This window comes from Wolbachia endosymbiont (group B) of Parapoynx stratiotata, from assembly GCF_947250635.1.
Lineage (GTDB): Bacteria > Pseudomonadota > Alphaproteobacteria > Rickettsiales > Anaplasmataceae > Wolbachia.
The window spans coordinates 1,308,278-1,334,609 of the sequence record NZ_OX366335.1; the positions used below are offsets into that span (position 1 = coordinate 1,308,278).

At 34.5% G+C, this 26,332-nt stretch carries 22 protein-coding genes and 1 tRNA gene; 3 read left to right on the forward strand and 20 right to left on the reverse strand.

Translation table 11 applies throughout. The features are described from left to right. Window positions 1-5 precede the first annotated feature (5 nt). The 6 genes from OOT12_RS06030 to secB all read right to left on the reverse strand — a co-directional run bounded on the left by OOT12_RS06030 (window position 6) and on the right by secB (window position 9,286). A complete protein-coding gene (locus OOT12_RS06030; RefSeq protein ID WP_264374574.1) occupies window positions 6-218 on the reverse strand; it encodes a hypothetical protein in 213 nt (70 codons plus the stop codon). Between the two features lie 256 nt (window positions 219-474). Beyond that, window positions 475-1,932, reverse strand: a complete 1,458-nt coding sequence (locus tag OOT12_RS06035; protein WP_264685257.1) for a leucyl aminopeptidase — start codon at window positions 1,930-1,932, stop codon at window positions 475-477. Window positions 1,933-2,067: 135 nt separating this feature from the next. After that, a complete protein-coding gene (locus OOT12_RS06040) occupies window positions 2,068-2,709 on the reverse strand; it encodes a protocatechuate 3,4-dioxygenase (RefSeq protein ID WP_064085711.1) in 642 nt (213 codons plus the stop codon). 166 nt (window positions 2,710-2,875) lie between these two features. Then, window positions 2,876-6,016, reverse strand: a complete 3,141-nt coding sequence (gene putA, locus OOT12_RS06045) for a bifunctional proline dehydrogenase/L-glutamate gamma-semialdehyde dehydrogenase PutA (protein WP_264685258.1) — start codon at window positions 6,014-6,016, stop codon at window positions 2,876-2,878. Between the two features lie 127 nt (window positions 6,017-6,143). Further along, window positions 6,144-8,768 (reverse strand): aconitate hydratase AcnA, encoded by a 2,625-nt coding sequence (acnA, locus tag OOT12_RS06050; RefSeq protein ID WP_264374571.1) that lies wholly within the window; start codon window positions 8,766-8,768, stop codon window positions 6,144-6,146. A gap of 14 nt (window positions 8,769-8,782) precedes the next feature. After that, on the reverse strand, window positions 8,783-9,286 hold the full coding sequence (gene secB, locus OOT12_RS06055) for a protein-export chaperone SecB (RefSeq protein ID WP_264374570.1): 504 nt from the start codon (window positions 9,284-9,286) through the stop codon (window positions 8,783-8,785). 164 nt (window positions 9,287-9,450) lie between these two features. On the opposite strand from secB, the gene OOT12_RS06060 reads away from it, so the two are divergent. The 3 genes from OOT12_RS06060 to OOT12_RS06070 are packed head-to-tail and all read left to right on the forward strand — an operon-like array spanning window position 9,451 to window position 11,449. Further along, window positions 9,451-10,110, forward strand: a complete 660-nt coding sequence (locus OOT12_RS06060; RefSeq protein ID WP_264374569.1) for a Tim44/TimA family putative adaptor protein — start codon at window positions 9,451-9,453, stop codon at window positions 10,108-10,110. Continuing rightward, a complete protein-coding gene (gene dnaQ, locus OOT12_RS06065; RefSeq protein ID WP_264374568.1) occupies window positions 10,110-10,814 on the forward strand; it encodes a DNA polymerase III subunit epsilon in 705 nt (234 codons plus the stop codon). The genes OOT12_RS06060 and dnaQ overlap by 1 nt, the downstream gene beginning before the upstream one ends. Before the next feature lie 35 nt (window positions 10,815-10,849). Then, window positions 10,850-11,449, forward strand: a complete 600-nt coding sequence (locus OOT12_RS06070) for an SCO family protein (RefSeq protein WP_264374567.1) — start codon at window positions 10,850-10,852, stop codon at window positions 11,447-11,449. A gap of 55 nt (window positions 11,450-11,504) precedes the next feature. Here the strand turns inward: OOT12_RS06070 and rnc are convergent, their stop codons facing one another. The 14 genes from rnc to OOT12_RS06140 form a co-directional block, all read right to left on the reverse strand. Further along, the gene (rnc, locus tag OOT12_RS06075; protein ID WP_264374804.1) at window positions 11,505-12,203 is read right to left on the reverse strand and encodes a ribonuclease III; all 699 of its coding nucleotides are present in this window, start codon (window positions 12,201-12,203) and stop codon (window positions 11,505-11,507) included. Between the two features lie 89 nt (window positions 12,204-12,292). Continuing rightward, a complete protein-coding gene (locus OOT12_RS06080) occupies window positions 12,293-13,360 on the reverse strand; it encodes a quinone-dependent dihydroorotate dehydrogenase (RefSeq protein ID WP_264374566.1) in 1,068 nt (355 codons plus the stop codon). Window positions 13,361-13,432: 72 nt separating this feature from the next. Next, complete coding sequence (locus tag OOT12_RS06085; RefSeq protein ID WP_264374565.1) at window positions 13,433-14,230, reverse strand: hypothetical protein; 798 nt, start codon at window positions 14,228-14,230, stop codon at window positions 13,433-13,435. A 107-nt stretch (window positions 14,231-14,337) separates the two neighbouring features. Beyond that, window positions 14,338-14,409: transfer RNA gene (locus OOT12_RS06090), tRNA-Cys, on the reverse strand. Between the two features lie 5 nt (window positions 14,410-14,414). After that, on the reverse strand, window positions 14,415-15,311 hold the full coding sequence (locus OOT12_RS06095) for a class I fructose-bisphosphate aldolase (RefSeq protein ID WP_010404347.1): 897 nt from the start codon (window positions 15,309-15,311) through the stop codon (window positions 14,415-14,417). A 58-nt stretch (window positions 15,312-15,369) separates the two neighbouring features. Then, the gene (locus OOT12_RS06100; RefSeq protein WP_264374564.1) at window positions 15,370-16,356 is read right to left on the reverse strand and encodes a molecular chaperone DnaJ; all 987 of its coding nucleotides are present in this window, start codon (window positions 16,354-16,356) and stop codon (window positions 15,370-15,372) included. Between the two features lie 56 nt (window positions 16,357-16,412). Next, the gene (locus OOT12_RS06105; RefSeq protein ID WP_264374563.1) at window positions 16,413-18,692 is read right to left on the reverse strand and encodes an AAA family ATPase; all 2,280 of its coding nucleotides are present in this window, start codon (window positions 18,690-18,692) and stop codon (window positions 16,413-16,415) included. A gap of 297 nt (window positions 18,693-18,989) precedes the next feature. Then, window positions 18,990-20,216 (reverse strand): DEAD/DEAH box helicase, encoded by a 1,227-nt coding sequence (locus tag OOT12_RS06110; protein ID WP_264374562.1) that lies wholly within the window; start codon window positions 20,214-20,216, stop codon window positions 18,990-18,992. Window positions 20,217-20,250: 34 nt separating this feature from the next. Next, on the reverse strand, window positions 20,251-20,502 hold the full coding sequence (locus tag OOT12_RS06115; RefSeq protein ID WP_264336822.1) for a cold-shock protein: 252 nt from the start codon (window positions 20,500-20,502) through the stop codon (window positions 20,251-20,253). 174 nt (window positions 20,503-20,676) lie between these two features. Then, window positions 20,677-22,011 carry a TldD/PmbA family protein gene (locus OOT12_RS06120; protein ID WP_264374561.1) on the reverse strand — a complete coding sequence of 445 codons (1,335 nt, stop codon included), beginning with the start codon at window positions 22,009-22,011 and terminating at the stop codon, window positions 20,677-20,679. Between the two features lie 18 nt (window positions 22,012-22,029). Next, entirely contained in the window at window positions 22,030-22,902 is an 873-nt protein-coding gene (atpG, locus tag OOT12_RS06125) for an ATP synthase F1 subunit gamma (RefSeq protein WP_264374560.1), read from the reverse strand. A 166-nt stretch (window positions 22,903-23,068) separates the two neighbouring features. Further along, on the reverse strand, window positions 23,069-24,289 hold the full coding sequence (locus OOT12_RS06130) for a tetratricopeptide repeat protein (protein WP_010404310.1): 1,221 nt from the start codon (window positions 24,287-24,289) through the stop codon (window positions 23,069-23,071). Further along, a complete protein-coding gene (locus OOT12_RS06135) occupies window positions 24,286-25,017 on the reverse strand; it encodes a hypothetical protein (RefSeq protein WP_264376515.1) in 732 nt (243 codons plus the stop codon). The genes OOT12_RS06130 and OOT12_RS06135 overlap by 4 nt, the downstream gene beginning before the upstream one ends. Continuing rightward, window positions 25,010-26,239, reverse strand: coding sequence for a lipoprotein-releasing ABC transporter permease subunit (locus OOT12_RS06140; protein ID WP_264374559.1), 1,230 nt, complete (start codon window positions 26,237-26,239; stop codon window positions 25,010-25,012). The genes OOT12_RS06135 and OOT12_RS06140 overlap by 8 nt, the downstream gene beginning before the upstream one ends. Between the last annotated feature and the right edge of the window lie 93 nt (window positions 26,240-26,332).

Sequence of the window (26,332 nt, forward strand, 5' to 3'; positions counted from 1 at the left end):
AACTACTATACAGCTTCCCACTTTATAGGATTGCCGCTTACCTCATCTTCAACTAGATTGCCATTTTCATATTGAGCAGACATATAATTCATGCGCGAGTCACGATCTATATATCTAACAGGTTTTACCGGTTTATCTTTATACATTTTTTGCTCGGCTTTCTTACGCTGAGTAGGGTTATTTTTACTAGCTGTCTTTGCTTTTCCACCTACTGCCATATAAACTCCTAAAAACTTCTCATTTTATTTTAACACTTAAGTATATAGCGTCAATACTAAATGGCTTTAAAGTTTTAATAGATCATCATTACAATCATCATTTGAACAAAAATACTTTCTTAATGCTGCTCAAGTTCGTAACTTTAGAATCCTCCAAAAAGAAAGTGCAAGTTACTTTTATGATATCATTTTCTACGCCTTGTAAATAGACAATCATGTAGCCATGAATTAAGCCATAAACCCAATACAAATATCCCTAATCATTAACCTCATAGTATTTTTCAACTAATTTATTGAGCAACCTTACACCGAAACCTACTGCCCCTCTTGGAGAAATATCAGTGCCTTTTTCATGCCAAGCAGCGCCCGCAATGTCTAAATGCGCCCAATAAGTGTCGTTCACAAAACGCTGTAGAAACTGTGCAGCCATTATGCTATCCCCACCAGAACCTGCAGGAGCTATATTTTGCACATCAGCAATCGGTGAATCAATAATTTTGTTATAAGTCTCATTCATAGGAAAGCGCCATAATTTCTCATTTACTTCATTTCCTGCATCAATCAGATGATTTGCTAATTCATCGTTATTTGAAAAAAGACCAGCATATTCATTATTTCCAAGCGCAACCACTATAGCACCAGTTAAAGTTGCAAGATCAACCATAAATTTAGGTGAGAATCTGTCTTGCGTATACCACAAAGCATCTGCAAGTATGAGCCTTCCTTCTGCATCAGTGTTCAACACTTCTATCGTCTGTCCAGACATCGAAGTTACTACATCACTTGGTCTTTGAGCATTACCGTCCACTGCATTTTCTGCAAGTGCAACTACACCAACTGCATTTACCTTTGCTTTTCGTCCAGCTAGAGTACGCATCACCCCAACCACAGTAGCAGAACCCGCCATGTCATATTTCATTGACTCCATACCGCGTGAGGGTTTAAGTGACACTCCACCAGTGTCAAACGTTATACCCTTGCCTATAAAAGCTATTGGTTTTTGTTCTTGAGAAGCCCCATTCCATTTTACCACCACTAACTTTGGCTCTTTACTACTTCCTTGTGCTACTCCAAGCAGGGCTCCCATTTTTTTCTCTTCCATTTGCTTTTTATCAAGCACTTCAACCTCAAGACCAAGTTGAGTAAGTTCAGCTTTTATACGATTAGCGTAAGACTCTGGATATAAAATATTAGGTGGCTCAGTAGTAAAAGCACGTGCAAGAAAGATGCCTTCACCTTCGTGTTTTAAACGCTCAAATGATTTTTCAGCACTACTGAATTGCTCATCTTTCGTTAGCACTGTGATCTCCTCTACTTCTGTAATTTTTTCATCTTTTTTAGTTTTATACTTATCAAACTTGAAACTGCGCAGAAATGCTCCATATGCAACATTTGCTGTACTGCCCTCGATTGAAATAGCTGCTCGCTTGATTCTTAATCTGCTTAGCTCACAATATATTTTACCACCAATATTTAATCCTTTGCTTTCATCCCATTCATCTCTCATTCCAAGACCAGCAACTATAATATTTTTTCCCTCTGATGAAGTAACGGAGAAAAATTCACCAAAACCTCCATTAAAACCACTAAATTTCTTGATGTTATCTATAGCTTGCTTATCTTGTAGAACATTAGTTATGAGCTTATCACCCTCAAACAAACCTACCACTAGCGTCTCAAAATCGGGTAAAGCTTTAGAAATTGTTATCTTCATCGTTGACATCTCCGTTGCAAATAATTGTAAGCTGCACATAAAACATAGTAAAAACATTAGTAAGATATTTTTCATATACATTTTAAGTACAATAGCGCTTAAGACTACTATGAACTCCCCTGATATGCAAGGGCTTTATCTTTTATCAGAAAATTTGTTATGCCCACCTAGGGTTATATTAAATGTGTAGGTCTTCATGGCCTGATTGTTATAAGTAAATGGTGCTATCAGAAGGCTTGCAAGTCCACTCTCAATAAGATTACCAAGAAGAAGATCATCACAGTTATCGCAATTATGATCAGCAAAAAACATTTGTGTTGTGAATTCTGGAAAATCTGGATGTTGGACCAAAAAGTTTATGTGTGGAGCCCTATCACCAATTTTACCTGGTACTATTGTAATAAAATTATAATAGCCAAGGTTATTTACTACAAATCTTCCTGATCCAGCAAAATTTGGATCAAGCTCCACATTTTCATCATAATAGCTCATGCCAAGTGAGTCTGCGTGCCATATAGAAACCACAGCATTTTGTATCGGTAAGCAATTTACATCAGTAACTCTACCCACTACATTTATTAATTCTCCTGCTGCATTATTTGGAGAGCCAGGTTTTCTTCTTAAATTATTTGAAGAGTTAAAGCTTTTTGGCCTTGTTTCAAGATCATAAATTCCTGGAGTTTCAATACAATTAAGCAAAATAGGATCAGCCGCAAATAATGACAAATCGAATATAAATTGTACTAAAAACGCTAATAAGATATTTTTTACATTCATTTTGTTTATAGTGCTTTTATCAGAATTATAGCAACCTTTTTCTTTTATTAAAGACAAGACTTTCTTTGAAGCCTCCTTAGAATCACAACTATCCTTTCAGTGTATGAGTTTTAGGTTTTAGTACTGCATACACAACTGCACGGACTTCCAATTTAGAAATTGCAAATCAATCCAAACACGCAAGTGTAATGTTACCGCCACATGCTGTAGTGTTGACACTTACAACCTTTTCTATAGAAAAACGTTGCAGATAATTAGGACCACCAGCTTTTGGTCCGGTACCTGACAGTCCTCTACCGCCAAATGGTTGCATTCCAACTGCTGCACCTATTTGATTGCGATTGATGTATACATTTCCAACTGATATTTTCTTGCTTATTAAATCGATCTGACTTTGTACACGGCTTTGCAAAGAAAACGTAAGTCCATATCCTGTATTGTTTATATCACTTATAACTTCATTTAACTGCGACTTATTAAAACGTATGATATGTAAAATAGGCCCAAACACTTCTTGCTTTAATTGCGAAATTTTTTGTATCTCATAAATGTACGGAGGAAAGAAATAACCATTATAAGAATTTGTATCCATGTGTACCTTGGACAAAAGGTTTGAATCTTCATCCCTTGATATTTTTTCCGTATGTTTAGTGAGCATATCAATAGATGCTTTGTCAATTATTGGACCAATATCTGTGCTCAGTTGTATTGGGTCACCTATCTTTAGTTCTTGAGCTGCATTGCATATCATTTTTATCTGTTTTTCTGCTATATCTTCTTGAATAAATAGCACTCTGAGAGCAGAACAACGTTGACCGCCACTGCGAAATGCAGAAATTAAAACATCCTTAGTTACCTGCTCTAAAAGAGCAGAACTATCAACAATCATAGCATTTAATCCACCAGTCTCAGCGATAAGTGGCACAATAGGACCATCTCTACTAGCAAGCATTCGATTAATTATTTGAGCAGTTTGTGTTGAACCAGTAAAAGCTACACCAGAAATTCTATTATCTGGTACTAATGTTTTACCTAAATACCAACCATCCCCTGGAATAAGGTGTAGCACATTTTTTGGTATTCCAGCTTCATGTAGTATCTTAACAGCTTCATAGGCAATAATCGGCGTTTGCTCTGCCGGTTTTGCCAGCACTGCATTACCTGCTGCAAGTGCAGCTGAAACCTGTCCAATGAAGATAGCGAGTGGAAAATTCCACGGTGATATGCATAAGAAAACTCCTCTGCCTTCAAAAAAGATGAAGTTATCTTCACCTGTTGGACCTGGCAATTTTTTCCAGTCATTCAGTTCATTTTTTGCTATCATTGCATAATAGCGCAAAAAGTCGATTGCCTCTCTTACTTCTGCTATTGCATCGGATAAAATTTTTCCTGCTTCTACAATCAGAATATAAATTAACTCTTTCATCCTTTCCTCAAGCAAATCTGCAGCTTTTTCAAGGCATTTAGCGCGCTCTTCTGCTGAAACATTCTGCCACTTAGTAAAAGCACTATGTGCTATTTCAAGAGCATTTAAAGCCTGAGCACTTGTTGCACTTGACACTTCTCCAATTACATTTTCCAAATGTGCAGGATTCACTACTTCGGTAAATTCCGCACTGTCAAGAAACGACTCTCCATCAATTATTGGGCCAACTTGCCATTTCTTTTCACTAAATTCCCTTATATCATTTGCAAATTGTGAAACTGCAATTGAATCGCTAATATCCATCCCCAAGGAGTTTTTTCTTTCCTCTCCAAAAATATCTCGTGGCAACGGGATGCTTGGATGAGGCTCATATTCTAAGCTTTTAGCTTTTTCTAATGGATCTGAGACTAATTCTTCAATTTTAACGTCAGAATCATTTACTTGATTGACAAACGAGCTATTAGCTCCATTTTCAAGAAGGCGCCTAATAAGATATGGTAATAAATCACTATGTTTACCAACCGGTGCATATATACGACAATTGATGCTTGTTGCAAGTTCTGAAATTGCATAATCATACAAACTTTTACCCATTCCATGTAAGCGCTGAAACTCAAACCCAGGATGATTTTTATCGGCAAGCTCTATTATAGTAGCAAAAGTATAAGCATTATGAGTTCCAAAACATGGATAAAAGTGATTCTCTTTGCTTAAAAGTTTCTGCGCACAGGCAAGATAGCATACATCTGTGTGGCTTTTTCTAGTAAACACCGGATAACCAATTAACCCTAATTCTTGTGTGCGCTTGATTTCTGAGTCCCAATATGCTCCTTTTACAAGCCTCACCATAATTTTATGCTTTGATCGAATGGCAACATCTTCAACAAAATCAAGAACAGATAAAGCACGTTTTTGATACGCTTGCACAGCCAAGCCAAGCCCCTCCCACTTAGAAAGTGAATCATCAAGACGCAATTGCTCAAATAAAACTAATGACATCTCAAGTCTTTCTGATTCTTCTGCATCTATACAAAGTGAAATGTTATATTTCTTCGCTTCATGACACAGTTCCAGCAACTTAGCTCTCAGCTCTTCAGCTATATTACCAAATTGGCTAAATTCATAACGTGAGTGCAGTGAAGACAATTTGATTGAAACCCCTTGAGATTTAAAGCAATCATTTATGTCAGCAGATTCACCTATGGCTTTTATTGCATGCATGTATAAATTAAAATACTCTTCCGCATCCTCAACTGTGCAAGCAGATTCACCAAGCATATCAAAAGAGCATAAATACTTACTGTAGTCATCTGATTTCACACTTTCCAATGCTTTTTCTATAGTTTCTCCAACAATAAAATGCTTGCCAAGAATGGATATTGCTTGTTTCACCGCTTTGCGGATTATTGGCTCTCCTAAATTTTTCAATAACCTGGAAATTATGTGATAGAATTTTGAATCCTCTTCATTGTTTCTTAATATACTGCTTCCTATAATTAAACTCCATGTAGAAGCATTAACAAACAATGAAGAGGAACGCCCCAGGTGTTTATTCCATTCTTGGTTGACAATTTTATCTTTGATCAATTCATCTATTGTGTAATCGTCTGGTATTCTAAGTAATGATTCAGCAAGACACATTAGCGCTACTCCTTCGTCGTTAGAAAGTGAGTACTGTTGTATAAAAGAATCTATAATGCCTAATTTACTACCTCTAATCTTTTCGACAATTTGTTTTGCAATATTGTAAACTATGTTTTTTGAATCAGCCGAAAGTTCTGATTTTTCTACAAGATAACGTACGTGACTTTTTTCATCAGCACGATAAAATGCCTGCAATCGTTTTCGTAATGCGTTAGGTTCTTGTATAGAACTGATCATAATTATCTACAAAACACCCTTTACCATATGTAAGGTAAGATTATATCATAACTTTGCATCGAATAAATTATTATTTAAATAAAGAGCCAGAATCGATTCAAAAAACCTAGTTAATGACTGTGATAGCTCAAAAGGACTGCGCAAGTATATAGCTCAACACTCCACCACTCATCAAGTACTTAACCTCAGTTGCAGTTTGTACACAGCACTTGAGTTGAATGGATTGCTCTGAATCATCCTTTCTTTTAATGATACATTCTAGATTTCCATTTGGTACTACTTCACCTTTTATGCTCACTATCTCACTACCATCAAATACCTTTCTCGTTACTCCATCCTGAAATGCAAGTGGAAGAACACCCATACCGACCAAATTGGACCTATGTATGCGTTCAAAACTTTCTGCAATCACAGCTTTAATTCCCAGTAATGCAGTACCCTTTGCTGCCCAATCCCTACTTGAACCTGTACCATATTCTTGTCCTGCAATAACAACTAATGGAACAGCTTCTCTTTTATATTGCATTGCTGCATCAAAAATTGACATAGTTTCTTGAGAAGGAATATGTTTTGTATAGCCACCCTCAGCGCTCACCATTTTATTTCTTATTCTGATATTAGCAAAGGTTCCACGCATCATTACGTTGTGGTTACCGCGGCGAGATCCATATGAATTGAAATCTTGCGGTTCAACTCCAAGACCTTTTAAATATATGCCTGCAGGACTATTTGAGGCAATATTTCCAGCAGGGGAAATGTGGTCGGTAGTGACGCTATCGCCAAACATCGCTAGTATTTGCGCATTCTTTATATCAACTATGTTGCTTTTATTGTTCTTAATCGATAAATTATCAAAATAGGGAGGGTTTTGTATATAAGTGCTTTTCGCGTCCCAATCATAGATTTCACCTTTCTCACACTTTATCTTTTGCCAATGCTCATCACCAGAAAAAACATCCTTATACTTTTGTATGAACATTTCACGCGTCACAACACTTTTAACACAGCTCTCAACTTCATTATTTGTTGGCCATATATCTTTGAGATAGACATCATTTCCATTCTTATCTTTGCATATTGAATCTTTTGTCAAATCAATTTGCACAGTGCCTGCAAGTGCATATGCAACAATAAGTGGCGGAGATGCCAAGTAATTAGCTTTGACTAACGGATGAATTCTTCCTTCAAAGTTACGATTGCCAGACAAAACTGCAGCAACAGTTAAGTTTTTGTTTTTTATATCATCCTCTATATCCTTATTAAGTGGACCAGAATTTCCAATGCAAGTTGTGCAGCCATATCCAACTAGATTAAAACCCAAAGCATTTAGATCTACCTGCAATCCAGACTTTTCTAAATATTCTGTCACAACTTGTGACCCTGGAGCAAGAGAAGTTTTAACCCAAGGCTTTGATTTTAATCCAAGTTTAATTGCATTACGAGCTACAAGACCTGCAGCAATCATCACACTTGGATTTGAGGTGTTAGTGCAGCTTGTTATTGCTGCAATCACTACGCTGCCACTCTGGAGCTGATCGCCATAGATAGGTTCCAACGGAGGTCTGTTTGTCTCATTAATAGGAAAAGATGTAGAAAAAGATTCCGCTACTTCTGAAAGGAAAATCTTATCCTGTGGTCTTTTAGGACCAGCCATCACTGGCTTTACGCTTGATAAATCAAGCTCTAGTGTGTCAAAAAATGCTAACTCATTACTGCTACGCCACAATCCCTGCTCTTTTGAATAGACTTCAACTAATTTGATCAGCTCTTCTGGTCGCCCTGTTAAATGTAAATAATCGAGTGTTTTCTGATCAATTGGAAAAAACCCACAAGTTGCACCATACTCTGGGGCCATGTTAGCTATAGTGGCCCTGTCTGCTAGAGATAAATAATCTAAACCATCACCATAAAATTCTACAAATTTACCAACAACACCTTTTGTTCTTAGGATACTGGTAACCGTCAGCACTAAATCAGTCGCAGTTACTCCTTCCGGTAGTCTGCCAATTAATTTAAATCCAACTACTTCTGGAATCACCATACTAATTGGTTGACCAAGCATCACAGACTCAGCTTCTATGCCTCCAACACCCCAACCAAGGACTGATAACCCGTTAATCATTGTAGTGTGACTGTCAGTACCAACTAAAGTGTCAGGATATATGACCCCATCATTATTACACACAACTTGCGCTAAATACTCAAGGTTTACTTGATGGCAAATTCCAGTACCTGGTGGTACTACTCTAAAATTTGTGAAGGACGACTCTCCCCACTTTAAAAATTGATATCTCTCCAAATTTCTTTTTACTTCTAGCTCAACATTTTTACTGAATGCGGAAGTGCTTCCATAACTATCTACTTGAACAGAATGGTCAATCACAAGATCAACCGGTACAGATGGGTTTATGTTACTCGGGCTTCCTCCATTTTGCTTTACATAGCTCCGCATCGAAGCTAGATCAACAACAGCAGGAACCCCTGTAAAATCTTGCATCAACACCCTTGCTGGTTTATAGCTAATTTCGTGATTAGTGTGTTTATTGACGCAGTCTGCTAGTACTCTTATGTCATCCAGCTTTACGTTTACTCCATCTTCATTGCGCAATAAATTTTCAAGCAGAACCTTAAGCGAGCAGGGCAACTTAGTCACATCTATTCCTAAAAATTCACTAGCACTACTTAGGCTGAAATAGTTGTATGACTTCCCGTCAATGTTTAAAGTCGTTTTTGCGTTTAAAGAATTATTCATCAGGTTACATCATATTAGTTAAAATTGGAATTACTACCGTTACTTTTTTGTTGTTGACCTTGCTGCTCATATATAGTTTCAAAATCTATAGGATCTAGCATCAGTGGGGGAAATCCACCACCACTTGTAACTCTTGCAATTATTTCTCTTGCAAAAGGGAAAAGAAAAGTAGGTCCACCAATAAATAAAGCTTGTCTCACCTCTTCTTCACTTAGCTCTGTAAAGTTTTCTATTGAAAAAATACCGCAATACTTTACCTCGCAAATGAAAGCTATATCATCTTTTACATCTTCATCTTTTACCGTTGCTTTGGCTTCTATATGCAAAGTAATTTCATGAAAAGGCTTTTCTTCACTTATTCCTTTTTTATTTTCTGTTCCTTCTAATTTTGCTGAATTAATATTAACCATTACATTAATATCAGGAGCTTTACTAGAAGGAAGGAATGGCGAATTTGGATTCTCAAACGAAAAATCTTTGACATACTGACCATGAATTTTCATTTTGTGTTGTAACATTTCTTACTTCTCCTTTAATTAAGTTGAGATATTTAATACTTTCTTATATAATATATTCATTTATAAACGAATAGCAAACCTAACTATAGGCTAATATGCAAAACATATTTTTATCAAAAATTAATAATATTTAGATACTTTATATACCAAGGGGTTAAGTTACCATGATAGAGCTTGTAATATATGCTTTACTAGCGGCGTTTATTTTTTCACGCTTATATAATTCTTTAGGAAAATCAGCCAGTCTCAACCTAAAAAAGCTAACAGGTGTATTGGATGTAAGTCAAAGTAAAGAGGATGTAGTAGAAAATATCGAAGATTATATTTATAGCAATGACAAAAGTTCAATAGAAGCTACTTATGAACAAATATTACAAAAAAACAGAGATTTCTCTATTTCCAATTTTATCGAAGGTTCAAGCATAGCTTTTGAATTAATAATTAAATATTTTAACCAAGGAAATTTACCTCAATTAAAATCCCTTCTGGACAAAGATTTGTATAACAGCTTTGTGGACAAAATTAAACATCGTAAAGAGGTACACGAGTCTATAATTGTTTCTATCGTTTCACAAAAGATCTTAGAAATAAAACTAGTAAAAAACGTAATATTTGTTGCAGTATATTTCCTTTCAGAGCAAATTAACTTTGTTAAGAATAATGAAGGAGACATCATATCAGGTAGTATGTCTACCATTAACAAAGTTGAGGATGTATGGCAATTCAAAAAAAATATTAATTCATCAGACCCAACTTGGTTACTTGTTTCTATTAACTATAAGAAGGCAAGTAATGATAAAAATTTAACAACAAATGACAACTGATGGAAAGTAGGCTACGAGAAATAGTACTTGATACTGAAACTACAGGTCTTGACACTGAGTCTGGTCATCGAATTATTGAGATAGGATGTGTGGAATTAATTAATCGTATTCCAACAGGCAAAACATTTCATCGATATCTTAATCCAGAAAGAGATATACCTTACCACTCATTTAAGATTCATGGTATTAGTGAGGAGTTTTTGGAAGATAAACCACTATTTTCAGATGTTACACTTGAATTTCTTGACTTCATATCTAATGACATTTTGGTAATTCATAATGCTGAGTTCGATGTTAAGTTCCTTAATATGGAATTAGGCAAGTTAAATGCTAGGTTAATTTCCTCAGATAGAGTGCTAGATACATTGCCACTTGCAAGAAAAAAATTCATAGGGTCACCTGCTTCTTTAAATGCATTATGTAAACGTTTTGATATATCTCTGGAAGGTAGAGAGTTACACGGAGCATTAGTTGATGCTCAATTGCTTGCAAAGGTCTATGTTGAGCTTACAGGAGGATTGCAAACCTTTCTGTTTAATAATGAATGTGATCAGGACAATAACTCCACGTTTATCCAGCACAAAGTGCGAAATTTAGCTCGCAGAGAACACTCACCAAGTAGTGAAGAATTTGATGAGCATAAGAAACTGTTAGACAAAATTAACAATCCACTTTGGAAGGAATATGTTGAATCAGTCAACTAGTTAATATATGATTTAATTTTATTAGGAACGCTTTAATGGTAAAGTCTATAAGGTTATTGTCTAGTCTACTAATAGCATTAGCAGCTGTCTTCTTAGGTTATTGTTATTTTACTAAGAAAGGCATCTTTGTCCCATACAATACAGAAATTAAAATAGGTGGGGATTTTTCTTTGATTAACCAAAACGGGCAAATAGTACGCAGTAGTGATTTCAAAGATAAGTATATGATGATTTTTTTTGGATTTTCCTCATGTAAAAGAATTTGCCCTATGAACCTTGGAATAATTTCAGAAACACTTGCAAAGTTAGACGAGAAAACTGACAACAAGCTACAAACATTTTTTATCACAGTTGATCCTGAGCGCGATAATACAGAAAGGCTTAAAGAATTTCAGCAGCAATTTGACCATAGAATACAAATGCTAACTGGTGAAAGACAAAAAATAGACGAAGTAGTTGCAAAGTATAAAGTATATGCAAGTAAAACAGATGGGGAAGAGGAAATTAACCATTCTTCAATAATATACCTTATTGGCCCTGAAGGGAAATATGTCACACACTTTGTCGCTGATTTAAATTCAGATGAAAGTCAATCTGATAAGATTTTGGCTGAGATAAAAAAATATGTAAACTGAACTAAAGAGTATTCGCTATTCACTTACTTAAAATTTATGTTAGTGTCTATTTTGCTTAAAATGAGTCGTTTTTTCTAATTTTTTCTAGCATCAACTCAGCAGCTTTTTGTTCAGCAATTTTTTTACTAGAAGCGCATGCAGAAACTTTGCCATAATTCTCTATGAAAATTGATATAGTAAACTCAGGATTGTGTGCTGGTCCAGTTTGTTTTACAAGTTCATACTCTGGTAAAGGTAATTTGTTTTTCTGAGTCCACTCTTGCAGTGAAGTTTTAGGATCTTGAGGAGGATCGAGGATGTCTTTAGCTAGCTTTTCCCAATGTCGGATAATAAATTTTTCAACACTCTCAAGTCCACCGTCAATATAAATTGCACCTATTAGTGCCTCAAGCGAATTTTCTAAATTTTTTAAGTTACATTTCCCTCCGTTGCAACGTTCACTATTATTCATGATGATAAAGTTACCTAACTCTATTTCTTTAGCAACATTAGCAATGGTACTACCACAAACTAAATCCGTTTTTCTTTTTGCCAATGCTCCTTCTTTTTCTTCAGGAAACATTTTAAACAGCATAGCAGATACAACCATGTTCAAAATACTATCGCCCAAAAACTCTAGCCTTTCGTAGCTTACGATCTGGTCTTCGCTATTCCTTTTATTTACGCTTGGATGGGTTAATGCCTCTTCTAATATTGCATGATCTGTAAATTTATAATTAATAACTTTAGATATTATATCGTTCAAAACTTTCATGTTCATCATTCAAAAGAAAAACGCTTTCTACCACCTTTATACCAGAGAATTAGTTTTATTTTATTAAAATAATACCACCACTTCCAAAATTAATGTATACAACCCACCGCTTCAGTAACGTTACTAAATCCATCCCTTCTTACTAGTTCCGCAAGCTCCAGGTTAATTTTGTTCACAACTTGATGCCCCTGGTATACAAGAGCAGTGTATAGCTGGACTAAAGAAGCTCCTGCCTTTATTTTTTCATATGCGTCAACACCACTTGAAACTCCCCCACATCCTATCAATAAAATTCTGCTCTTAGTAAGCTTGTACATATCACTCAATAACTCAGTTGAAAGTTGAAACAATGGTCTGCCACTCAACCCACCGCTCTCATTATAGTAAGAATCTCGACTTATCGTAGTGTTGCTTACTATTAAGCCGTCAATTTTATATTCTAGTGTAAGCTCAGCGATATTTTCTTTTGTTTGCTGATCTATATCTGGAGAAATTTTTAATATTATCGGTATGGATTCAGAGCTATCGATTGATTTTCGGGTTAGAGTGATAGATTTCAACAATTTGGATAATTCTTGTTTATTGTGCAAATTGCGCAAGTTAGGTGTGTTTGGAGATGAGATGTTCAGTACTATATAATTGCTCTTTCCATATACTATCTTTAGCAACTCAACATAATCGCTTATTTGATCCTTTGATGTACTGTTTTTTCCTATATTGATGCCAAAAATGCAATCATCAAGCTTAGCTTCGCTGATCTGTTTAAGAAGATAGTCTATTCCTTTATTATTAAATCCCAATCTATTAATTATTCCTTCATTTTTAATTAATCGAAAAATTCTCGGTTTCTTGTTTCCATATTGGGGATGTTTAGTTACAGTACCAGCCTCAATAAATCCAAAACCAAATGAGAGCATCGGCTTTACAACTTCCGCATTTTTATCAAAACCTGCAGCAAGACCTACAGGACTCCTAATTTTATTACCAAAAAAGTTTACATTTAAAGACTTAGGTAGTTCTATAGGTTTCCTACAGGGCATCTTTTTTAACGCCGTTATTACCAAGGAGTGAGCAATTTCAGGCGGCAGTAAAAACAATAAATTACGTAATATCATTTTGTAAAACACTTTGCTTATTTTTAGTTTATTTTTTACCATGCAACAAGAATAACTTAGAAAGCTTGAGGTTTATCAAAATAGTAAGTATATAGTTTCTATGAGTAGTAAAAACTAATTTTTCTGAAGGGAAACCAGAACTTGATCAGTATTTTTATCTACTAATTCGAGGTAGCCAAATTTGTTAATTTGAGATTTTATTAGTATAGGAATCTTATTTCGATTTAAATAAAATCCCTGTTTTGATTGTTTATTAAGCCGCAACCTTACATCCCCATTTTTCCAAGCAAGCATCTTATTTATTCCAGATTTTTCTTTACAATTATCTTCATTTACAAATCCTAAGTATTCATCTTCTGAAGAAGATATTGCAATCTTGCATATTCTATACCCTACCCAATTCCCTAGATATGGATCAGTATCGTCTTTTTCGTGAAGCTTGAACTCTCCTTTGACATATTCCCATGGAGCTTTTGCATCACCTACCTTTTTTAGAAAGAGTACGTCCTGATCAAAGTTTATAATGGTCCTTGTATGAAATGTTGTTAAGCTTGTGTCCCATAATAGTTTTTCTGTGATGCTAAAATGCTCTTTATCCTTTTGCATATTTTGAAATGATACGATTATCACATCTGCTCCAACTTCTCTTCCATAGTTAACATATTGACTAGCACGCCCATGTTTGGCTGTGAATGATGACTTACCTATTAACAGAAAGTCATTAAATAACGCATTATATATAGTCTGTGCACTGTAAGCTGTACCGACGTAAACCGGCTGTTTGTTGGATGAAGGGTACTTTTCTGGTGCAAGATGAGTATACGAGCTCTTTAATAAATAGTGAAAAGTGCAACTGGTAAGCAAGAAGGGCAAACCAATCAATAATAAAACTTCTGTTAATCTCTTTGGCATTTTACTGCTTATATTTTGAATATAGTATCTTATTTCTTTAAATATTTCATTAAAAGCCACACTTCTTGTTAAAATTTCAGAAGAAAAAACGATCTAATTGGAGTAAGAGGCCGGGACCGGAATTGAACCGGTATAAAAGGATTTGCAGTCCTCCGCATAAGCCATTCTGCCACCCAGCCGTTTTTTATGCATAGATATCCATTATATCTTTTAGCATAGATAAAGCATCCTCTCTTTTTCTTTGAAAAGTGTTACGCCCGATAATTGAACCATTACCACCGCCTTGCTTAATTTCTTTCGCTTCATTGCATATGTCATTCACTGATTTCGACTCGCCACCAGAAAAAACTACTATTCTTTTCCCTGCAAAACAAGATCTTTTAACATATTCAATTCTTTTAGATAATGACTCAATATTTTCTGTTTCTATTTTCTCCCTTTCCAAATAGTTAATTGGAAGTTTTACTTTGATTATATTAGCGCCAAGTAAAGCTGCTATGTGCGCAGCATAGGCAATAACATCAACTGCTGTTTCGCCTTCTTTGGAAATTCCTTCACCGCGTGGATAAGACCATAGCACTACGGCAAGGCCGCAAGACTTAGCCTCAGCTATAATTTCGCGAGCTTCTTCCATCATATCGAAGCACTTAGCAGAACCAGGATATATAGTAAACCCAACAGCTACGCAACCCAAACGCAGCGCATCTTTTACAGAAGCAGTTATTGCTTGATCAGAAGTTAAGTTTTTCGAGTGCAAGGAGTTAGCACTATTAAGCTTCAAAATAAGTGGTAGCATTCCAGCATAAGTTGAAGCACCAGCTTCGATCATACCAAGCGGAGCAGCATATGCGCTTACTCCCGAATCAACTGCAAGCTGAAAATGATAATGCGGATCGTAAGCATCAGGATTAACTTCAAAACTTTTTATTGGCCCATGCTCAAATCCTTGATCTACAGGAAGAATTACTAACTTGCCAATTCCACTAAGTTTTCCATGCATAAGAATACGAGCAAGATTTGCTTTTACTCCAGGATTTTCACTTTCGTAATAACTTAGGATTTGTTTTACTTCTTCACTCATTAACATCTTCAAATTTACTTAAAGTGTAGCAAAAACTATAGTTGAAGCAAAGACCTTTTTATACTCTTGCTCCTACACCTATATTTAAAGGTGTAACTTTAGGATCGGTGGTGTGCTGTTGTGGTTTTTCTTGAATTAAATCTTCAAAATACATTTTAACAATAGGAATAATGAGCGGCATAAGCACTAATTTATAGTCATACCATGCAAACTTTTCCTTGTAGCTAAATTCTGCATCTTCTTCGTATAAACGCTGGATGCAGTGCTCACTATATAATTCAGAAGCTTTCGTAAAAGTTCTAAGTAAAGCAATCAGTAATAAATCCAATGCCAAATTAACTATCAGCATTGTTCCATATTGAACAGGCCAGCCATTTTGTGCAATTTCCGATGCTAAACTGCACACAGCAAACGCTACTGCAATACATATCACATAATTATCAGCAGCAATAAGTAAATTAAACCTTCGGTTGAATCTATCCATATTTCCTTCTTGTGAACCACTTTGTTTACTTGCTGCATAAATAATGCCAAAGGATATCATGAACAACAATGGCCAAATCCCTATGCTGAATGAATAAAATTGAGAAGCGATGTTTTGCACTTTGCCACTGTTAGCAAGTTGCGATAAGTAATATTTGACTTTAGGCGACGGACCAAGTATCACATTTGCTAATATAAAAAATAAAAATGCTCTATTTATAGCTTTACTTCTACGTGATAAAATCTCATAGGTTTTTCTTTGCTCTTCTTGCTGTAATGGTATAGATATGCCAGCTGCTTTTAAAGCATTAAGATATTGCTCTAGCTTATCTTTATCTGCACTAAGTTTTTTAAACTTTTCTTCAGCTACTTTTTTTTCTTTCTCTCCTATTACTTTATCAGGGTGACATTTTAATGAAGCTTTTCTAAAGCGCCGCTCAACTAACTTAAGTACATCATCAAACTCCTGGCTTATTACTTCTTCTACTTTTATTCCCAGCCTTGAAAATAAGTTCTGTAAATCTTGATTACTGTAATATTGATTTCTAGTTAAACTTGCCACTTTAGCCTCATTAAAAAATGAGGCTTATACTACAAATTTAATACTCAAGCAAGAATTTAAACTATATTAAAAGCAATTTCTTGTTTATCCATATAAATCCTTAATTTCTTTCCTTTGATTAATTGACGATTCAGCATTTCTTCAGCCAAATGACTTTTTATCTCTTTTTCAATCAACCTCTCTATCGGACGTGCTCCCATTTCTTTGCTGTAGCCAGTTTGTGCAAGATAAAACTTTACTTCCTCTTCGACTGAGCAACTTATGCCCTTTTGCATAAGTTGCTTTTTCAATTCTTGAACAAATTTATCCACAATATACAAAATGACATCTAAATTGAGGTCAGAAAAAGAAATGACTGCATCCAAGCGATTACGAAATTCAGGGCTAAAAATCCGTTCTACTGCTTTTTCGCTATCACCAATATTAAAGTCCTTATACCCAAAGCCAATAGAACTTTTGCTACGCTCAAATGCACCTGCATTGGTTGTCATAATTAAAATTATATTGGAAAAATTAACTTTACGCCCGTAAGTATCTGTAACATAACCATAATCCATGACTTGTAGTAATATATTGTAAATATCACTATGAGCTTTCTCAATTTCATCAAGAAGTACCACACTATATTGATTGTTAGATACAGATTCTGTAAGCAATCCACCTTGGTCGTAACCCACATATCCAGGAGGGGAACCAATCATTCTAGATATTGTGTGAGGTTCCATATACTCGGACATATCAAATCGTATAAGGTTCATACCCATATTCTGTGCTAATTTCTTTGCAAGCTCAGTCTTACCTACGCCAGTTGGTCCTGCAAAAAGATAATTTGCCAAGGGTTTACTGTAACTTCTCAGACCAGATTTAGCAATTTTAATAGAATTAACAAGAGACTCTATCGCTTGCTCTTGACCAAAAATGGCTTTCTTGAGATTTTCTTTCAAAGATTTTACTCTTTGCACATCATCAAGCTCGCAAGGTACGTTTGTAATCCTAGTGATAGTATTCTTAATATCTCTACTGTTTATAATTTTTCGCCTGTTTTTTTGTAACTTACAATACGCCCCTGCTTCATCTATAACATCAACTGCTTTATCAGGTAATATTCGCCCAGTAATATACTTGTGTGAAAGTTCAGCTGCAGATTTAATGGCATGTTTCGTGTAATATACTCCATGATACCTTTCATAGTAATGCTTTATACCATCTAGTATCTTTACTGTATCATTAATAGAAGACTCTTTTACATTAATTTTTTGAAACCTCCTTGCTAATGCTTTATCCTTTTCAAAGCTATTGCTATATTCTCTATATGTAGTTGCACCTATACAACGCAACGCACCTCTTGCAAGTGCAGGTTTGAGCAGATTGCCAGCATCAAGAAAGCTGCCACTTGTTGAACCCGCTCCAATAATAGTGTGTATTTCATCAATGAAAAGAATAGCGCCAGGTTTTGCCTCAATTACTTTTATTATAGATTTTATTCTCTCTTCGAAGTCACCTCTATAGCGTGTTCCTGCAAGAAGTGATCCTAAATCCAAAGCATAAATTATGCTGGATCTCAGTGCACTCGGAACACTACCTTCAATAATTTTCAATACCAAGCCTTCAACTATTGTTGTTTTACCAACACCTGGTTCTCCGACATATAAAGGGTTATTTTTTCTGCGTCTTAGCAAGATTTCTATAGTGCGATTTAATTCATAATCACGACCAATGACATAATCTATTTTTTTGCTTCTTGCATAATCATTTAAATTTCTACAATAATTTTGTAGAACTTCTTCATCTTTTAATAATTCACCTTTATTTGCTACAGTAGAGATATCGTTATTCTTATCAAGTTTTATCTTGCGATTAGTTACATATTCTTCTATATCACCTGAATATTTTATATTGGATATGTTATAAATCAAATTAGAATCCTTTGCATTCTGTTTGCGTAATAGCTCTTCAATGTATAAATCTTGCTCAGACAGAATCTCTAATAGAATACTTGCTCCATTTATTTCTTTTCTTCCCAGACGATGAGCTCGTATCATGGCTTTATGTATTATGCGTTGAAATAGCACATCAGGCTCAACTTTATTGACAGTTAATTCGGAGTTGTCTTGTAAAAAACCTTTTGTATTATTACCACGATCATTCCTTAATATAATATTATCTATATTTATGATTTCACCAGCTCTGATGTTACATCTTGATAAAACATAATTTACATCCACATCTTTGGTTAATGCTAGCAACAAATGTTCCACTTTTGCATATTTAAGCTTACAATCAGAAGCAATCTGTAACGCTCTATTTAAACTTGCCTCTAAATTTTTAGAAATCATCTATTCTCTTTAAAAGTGTAAATTTATATATAATTAGTAGCACACAATTATTAAAAAAACTGAAATCTAGCAGCTCGTTGTAGCCAAATTGAATTAAGCTACAGATTATAGTCCACACAGCCTAACATTATACCGTTGTGATAATCTCAAAACGTTATAAGCAGCAGAATTAAGATTATCAAATTGTAGGTAAATCTAATTTGGGCTAGCTATATATTCTTTCTACCATCCTCCAATCACTTCACTTTGCAGCAAGTTTACTGGAGCTTTTAAAGAATAGAAGAATAGTTAAGTACATTAATACGCTTTTTCTAGTACTCTGCTTTTCTTCTTAAATACATTGATCTTTTTTCTACCATATTTAGCCTTTAACGTACTTGGCCTTTTAAAGATCTTTTTGCTGTTACGTTTTTGAGATTGCATACTACAATCAAAATTTGGCTCTCCTTCTTTATCTGCTAGTGCAGGCAGTCTTCTCTTATCTTGAGGTGTAACAAAAGATAATGCAAATCCTTCAGCTCCCGCACGTGCAGTTCTACCTATACGATGAACATAATCAGCTTGCGATTGTGGTACATCATAATTGATAACATGTTGAATGTGCGGAATATCAAGGCCGCGAGAAGCAACATCTGTTGCAACCATGATTTGATTGCGGCCACGACGAAAAGAATCAATGACTCTTTCACGCTTGTGCTGCCTTAAATCACCATGAATTGCCAAAGCGCTATAGTCATCTTTGTGCAATTTGTCAGCTAGCTGATCCGCTCCTCGCTTTGTTTTGACAAAAATAATGATCGATCCTTTGCGCTGACATAATTGTGTAACAAGCTTGCCATATTTTTCTGATTCTGATGCATAAACAACTTCTTGTTTAATTTTTACAGAAGTTGTAGCCTGGCAATCAACAGAAACACGCTCTGGTTGATTAAGATATTTTTCAGTAAGTTTTACTATTTCTCCAGGAAGAGTTGCAGAAAACATAAGAGTTTGCCTTATTTTAGGCAAATGCTTCATAATTTCTTCAATCTGAATTCCAAAGCCCATATCAAACATACGATCCGTCTCATCAAGCACAAGAATACCAACATTCCGAGTAACTAAAGTTTTACGCTCAATATGGTCTATAATACGACCAGGAGTACCTATTATAATTTGTGGTTTTCTCTGAAGCTGATTTAGCTGCCTAAAAATAGGCTCGCCTCCGATCAACAAAGCAACTCTTAGTAAAGAACTTTGAGATAAGAGTTTTCTTATCTCACTTGTTACCTGATGAGCAAGCTCTCTGGTTGGCACGATGACTAAAGCTGAACCAATGCTTGGCTCATTCATCAATTTAGCAACCAGTGGAATAGCAAACGCTAAGGTTTTTCCAGTTCCCGTTTGAGCAGACCCAAGAATATCTTTGCCTTGAAGAGCTAGAGGAATCGCTTGCACCTGAATCGGGGTTGGAACACAAAGATTATTTTTACTTAGAGCTTGCCTAAGCAAAGTTGGAAGCCCCATTTCATGAAAATTACTCACAATACATTACCCTATTAAAAAGCTTCACGATAGACTAATCTTCCAATCTTAAATTTATTGCAGACTTTTTATCTTCTCCGTTCCTACCACGCTCTTCTTTAAGCTCATAACTTACTCTTTCCCCTTTCATTCCTCTCTTTTTATCCTCTCCTCGAAGTGCATCAGGTCTTATTCCTGAACGTTCTAATGTACTAACATGTAAAAAAACGTCCTCACCTTTACCTTCTGGCTTGATGAAACCATAGCCTTTTTCAACATTAAACCATTTTATATTACCAAATTCCATATGGATAACTCCTAAACTACTAACTAATATTATTAATGTGATGAAAAACTTTGAAATTACGATTTAGAATGCTTTAAGCTTAGTTACTGCAACTAAACTTCTATACTCCATAGTCTATTCTTAACATTACATAGTAATAGTACACAATTATTGTACTTAATGCAACTAAAATTTTTAATCACTAAGTGAACCTGCTACTGTCATTTCGCTAACTTTAATCGTTGGTGAATTAAACTGCCCACAGAAAGTTAGGTCATTTGCAACAACTAAATTGCTAAACATATTTTTCAAATTGTCGGCAACAGTAATCTCGTGTATTGGATACGTTATTTTACCATTTTCTATAAAAAATCCGCATGCACCTTGACTATAATCGCCATTGATTAAATTAACACCAAAACCAAATAAATCAGTTACATATATTCCTTCTTTTACTTCCTCAATTAATTCCTTAAACGATCTATTACCATTTTTGAAATAGAAATTACTAGCTGAAGGAATAATTGCAGCATTACTTGCACGAGTTGCATTTGCGGTCGTTTCCAAGTTTAATTTCCTAGCCGAATATAGATCTAAAATCCAGTTTTGCAGTACTCCATTTTTTACAAATTCATTTCTTCTGCTCATTATTCCTTCCCCGTCAAACGGTCTTGATGTTATACCCCTTGGTAACAATGGGTCATCAATAATGCTAATCTCAGTATTAAAAATTTGATTATTTAAACTATTTCTCAAAAAAGAGCTATTATTTACAATATTGCTACCATTTATGGCAGAAGCAAAGCTCTTTACTAGCTCTTTTGCTGCTCTTTTTTCAAAAACAACCGGAAATTTGCCTGTCCTGATTGTACATGAACCCAATTGATCTATTGCTCTTTTTGCTGCTTCTTTCCCTATTGACTCCGGTGTTTTTAAATCACTGAAGTTGCATGCTACATCGTAATCGTAGCCTATTTTCATTTCACTCTTTTCTCCAGCAACAACAGAAACCTGATTAACAAAAATTGACTTACTAAATGAACCAACAAAACCAGAAACGGTTGATAATACTGTATTTACTGAAGTATGTGAAGATGAAGCTCCTTCGGAATTAATAATATTTTTATGTGCAAGAGCTGAATTTTCTGTAGCTTCAGTAATTTCTTTTAATTTATCAATTGTTACAACATTATTATCTGAGATATTTAAATCTGCAGAAGAGATATAATTACTGCCATCTACAGCAAAACTAATATAATGATCTTCCTGGGCATTCTTTGCCATTTCCACCACTTGGCTCACTGCACTACTAAGATTATTCAAATCGTTTGTGGAAATATACGCAGCTTTGTTCTTACCTGCTATAGCTCTAATTCCGACAGTACAGTTTCTAGATTGTGATATTTGTTCAATTTTTGATAGACGCTGAGAAACCGAGGTCTTATTAGTTTCATATATTGTAACTTCTGCGTCTTGATTCTGCTTTTTTATTAGTTTAGTGATATCTGCTGCAATATTTAATATATTCATTTTTCATTCCTTGAGTTTCTATATAGATTCTGCACCACCTATAACTTCAATCAAATCAGTTGTAATTGCTGCTTGACGAGAACGATTATAAAGTAATGCTAGTTTATTTAGCATTTCTTTTGTATTTCTGTTTGCTGATTCCATAGCAACCATCCTAGCACTATTTTCACTTGCTGCACTTTCAAGTAAAGCAGAATAAAGAGCAGCTGTAACATAATCTTGAGTCAAAGATTTTAAAATAAACTCAATATTTTGTGGTTCATACTCATAGCCGTAATCTGTTAGAGGACTAACTACAGAATTATCAATTAATAATGAGTCTTTACTCCATGGTTTTATTGTTTCTAATATTGGCTTTTGCATGAAGGTATTATAGAATTTACTGTAAAAAACCTTAACTTTATTGTATTTACTTAGATCTATATCACTAACCAAGGCTTCCACACGCTTTAGTTTGATTCCCTTACTATTTTCAACCTTCAAGATATTTTTAGAATTAAATCTATTTTTGCCTGTCTCAAAAGCTTTCTTACCAAAAAAAACAATGTCTACTTTCTTATCATTTGCAATTAATTTGTTTATATGCTCCTGACTGAATTTAACAACAGAGGAGTTAAAGCTGCCACATAAACCACGATCAGATGCAATAATAAATACTAGGAAAGAATCTTCATTATTGATATTTAGAATTCTTGCTAGTAACTCTTGATCCGCTGATAGCGCTAGTGAAGAAATAATGCTATGCAGCTTAGATATATGCAATTTTGAATTTGATAATTTCTTTTGGCTTTGTAATAATTTTGCTGCAGAAACCATTTGCATTATTTTCGTGGTTTTCTGCACAGACTTAATATTTTTAATTCTTAAGGATAATTCCTTTAAGCTCTTCATTTTGTATATAATTCTAATTTATTAAAATATATAACTGGTAATGTCTAAAAACAAGTTTTTTTGACATTGGAGTCAAACCTAATTAAGAAACTCACAGATTTACTGTTTTGAGATAAAGATTATATTAAAGCAATCTCGATGTAAAAGTATCACACCTTATGGAGTCTTATAATATAAGGTAAATACAATTAAGACTATTGCAACTTGAGCACTTATAATCCCATTGCTTTAGCTCTTTATTACAATCAGCACATTTCCAACCTGGATCAGGCACAGCTTCTGAGTCCATCCTGTTTAACCAATAAATTGCTTGATCATACTCTTGCAACATAATCTTGAGCTGTACCATAACAAGGTAGATTGATATGTAATTAGCTTTTTTCATAGCAATATCTAAATGCTGACTTGCAAGATCATATTTCCCTAAGCTAATTGAAGACAAAGCAAGCAAGCAATAACTAAAATAATAATCAGGGCGTAAGTTATATAGTCTTTCAGCGCCTTTATTATTTAACTTGATATACATTCTAGCTGATTGAGGAGTAGGATTTACTCTATACTCTTCCTCTAATACTGTGGAAGCTTTTCTGATTTTTTCAAGCTTGATATATAATTCTGCCTTTAAATAATTGATGGGCTGAAAAGTTGCATAATAACTTTGTGCTTTAGCTAAATAATCTATAGCTTTGTAAAAACTTCCTTTACTTTCGTATTGCTTTGCTAAAGCGCAATAAAAAACCGCTAACATCTTTTTACGATCAAAGGGAAGAAAAATATTGAATTTGATAGCTTCCTTTAACTTTGAAATTGCATTTATCCAATCTTCTTGCAATATACAATGCTCTATTTGAAAGGGAATAGACAAAATTTTATCATTAATTGAACTAGAGCAATATTCTATAAATTTTTGAAAGACTAACCTTTCTTGCTTTAGGTGAATAATCAGTTTATTGATCAGAAGTAGAGCTAAGTTGCGATTTTTACTTGCAATACTCGTTAAATTATGGCTGAAAAAGCTGTAATTTCCCGTTTTACCTGAATTAAAGAGCTTTACTAAAGATAATTTATCACTTTCTTCATTTAGATTTTTAATTAGCTTATTGGTGTTCTCTATATTACCTAAGTCTAAGCTAAAGAAAGCTTCAAAGAGAAGCAATTCTTCCCTACTTCTTCTTCTATTTTTTATGTTAGCAAATGTTGAGGAAATAGAAGAACAAAAACGTGCAACTGCAATCAATAAAAATAATAAGACTACGCAAGCAAGAATAACGAAATATAGATCAATACTTATAGTGTAATTGCCTAATTCCAATTTTATTACTTCACCACTTACCTTGATCCATATGCCAAATAAAAACGAAAAAGCAAAAATTATAAAATAAATCATGAGATGTATTGTAATAAGTGACGATATATTATTGAAGTATTCTTGAAAGCTACAATAAAATCATTCAATTTATTAAGCCATGGTTTGAATTCTGGGTATGTTAAGTCACTTATTGCGGTGGATATGCTCTGCCAATCATTATCGCTTATTAATTCTTCAATTTCCGCAAGCTTTAACCTGAGTGGATCACTACGATCATCTATCTTTATCCAATTTGAAATGATTTTTTTAAACAAGTTACTTTTATTGTAGTTAATAACAGTCATGTTCTTCTCAAAAGACAATTTCAACCCGCGTAAAGTATCTACCTCTTTCAAATTTTCCAATTCATTTACTGCATTTTCTATCTCTGGATCGTCAAGCTCTGATATCAAAGGCTTTATTGAATTTATATGATTATCAAACTTGGCTTCTCGCAATAACGAATTCTTCATCTTAATCACAAGTAGCAGCAACTTTGCGAGGTTCTTATGCCTTAAACTACCATCACCTTGCTCACATTGAGTGTGCAGATTTCTCTTTAAGTCAAATATCCTTTTCTCTACCCTAGATTGATTCACTTCAAGCAATACTCTAAGTTCATCCATCTTTTCCGTTAAACCATTTATACTATTTTCACTTTCTTGCTGATTTATTTTGAAAAATATTATGTTATTTATTGCAATATGGCTAACAAATAACAATATAATTAAGAACCAACCTATGCATTTTTTTCGAGTATCATTCATAACGTAATATCTCCGCTGGGTCTTGTGCAGCTGCCTGCAATGCAGGAGGAATTGTTGCTAAAAATGACAAGAACAATGCAAGTGCAGAAATGTTCACTACATCTTGAGAAACTAATATCACTGGCAAACTTGAAAAAAAGTATATCATAGGATCAAATAGCTTGATGTTGGTAATGTTTTCTAAAAACACTCTAATATTTTCAATGTTGAGAGAAAAAATAACTCCTATAACAGAGCCAAGACAAGTTCCTGTAAAACCAATTAACAGCCCACAAGCACAAAATATGCGCATAATGCTTCCACTTGTTGCACCAAACGTACGCATAATTGCAATTGCGGATTTCTTTTCTTGCACTATCATCATCAAACTTGAAACAATATTGAATGCTGCCACAACTATAATCAAAGTAAGAATTAAAAACATCACATTTCTTTCAGTTTTTAAAGCATTAACATAATGGCTTTGCTGAGATTGCCAACTTTCAGCTTTCATTCCTGTTTCTTTTGCTATAGCGTTTGCTAGCTTATTAGCCATAGCAATATCATCTACAAACACTTCTATATTTCTCACACTATCTTTATAATTAAAAAAAGCCTGAGCTGATTTCATGGGCATATACATCAAGGTATTATCGTACTCAAACATACCCATATCAAATATTGCTACAACTTTATATTCTTTCATTCTTGGCATTTCATCAAGCAATACATCAAATCCTTCAGGAGATACAAGTATAATATTATCACCATAATCAATATTCAAGGCTTCTGCCAATCGTGCCCCTATTATTACTCCTTCATCGAATTTTTCCACATTACCCACAATCACATTATTTGTAACGATAGTGTTATTAAATAAGTCTTTAGCTGATACACCACGAACTACACTACCTGCAATTCCACCATTTGCTGCAACGATTACTTGATCATTGGTCATAGAAGTAGCTTTTAATACACTTGGGATTTTCTCAATAGATTTTAACACTGCGTGGTAATCTGAATTTATGCTTCTATCAAAGTAAACATTAATATGGCCATTAATGCCAAGTACAGAGTCGAGCAGCTTTGCTCTGAACCCATTCATTACAGACATTACTACTATTAGCGTTGCAACTCCAAGAGCAATACCAATAATAGAAAACAAGGCCATTATAGAGCAAAATCTAGAATTCTTTGCTCGCAAATAGCGAATAGCCATAGTAAATTCAAAGGCAATAGACATTATACTAAGATTTAAATATCATACTTTTTATGCTTCATATAACTGTAATTTTTCCTTTACCTCAAATTAGGTTGTCTAAATTTAGCAAGCTTA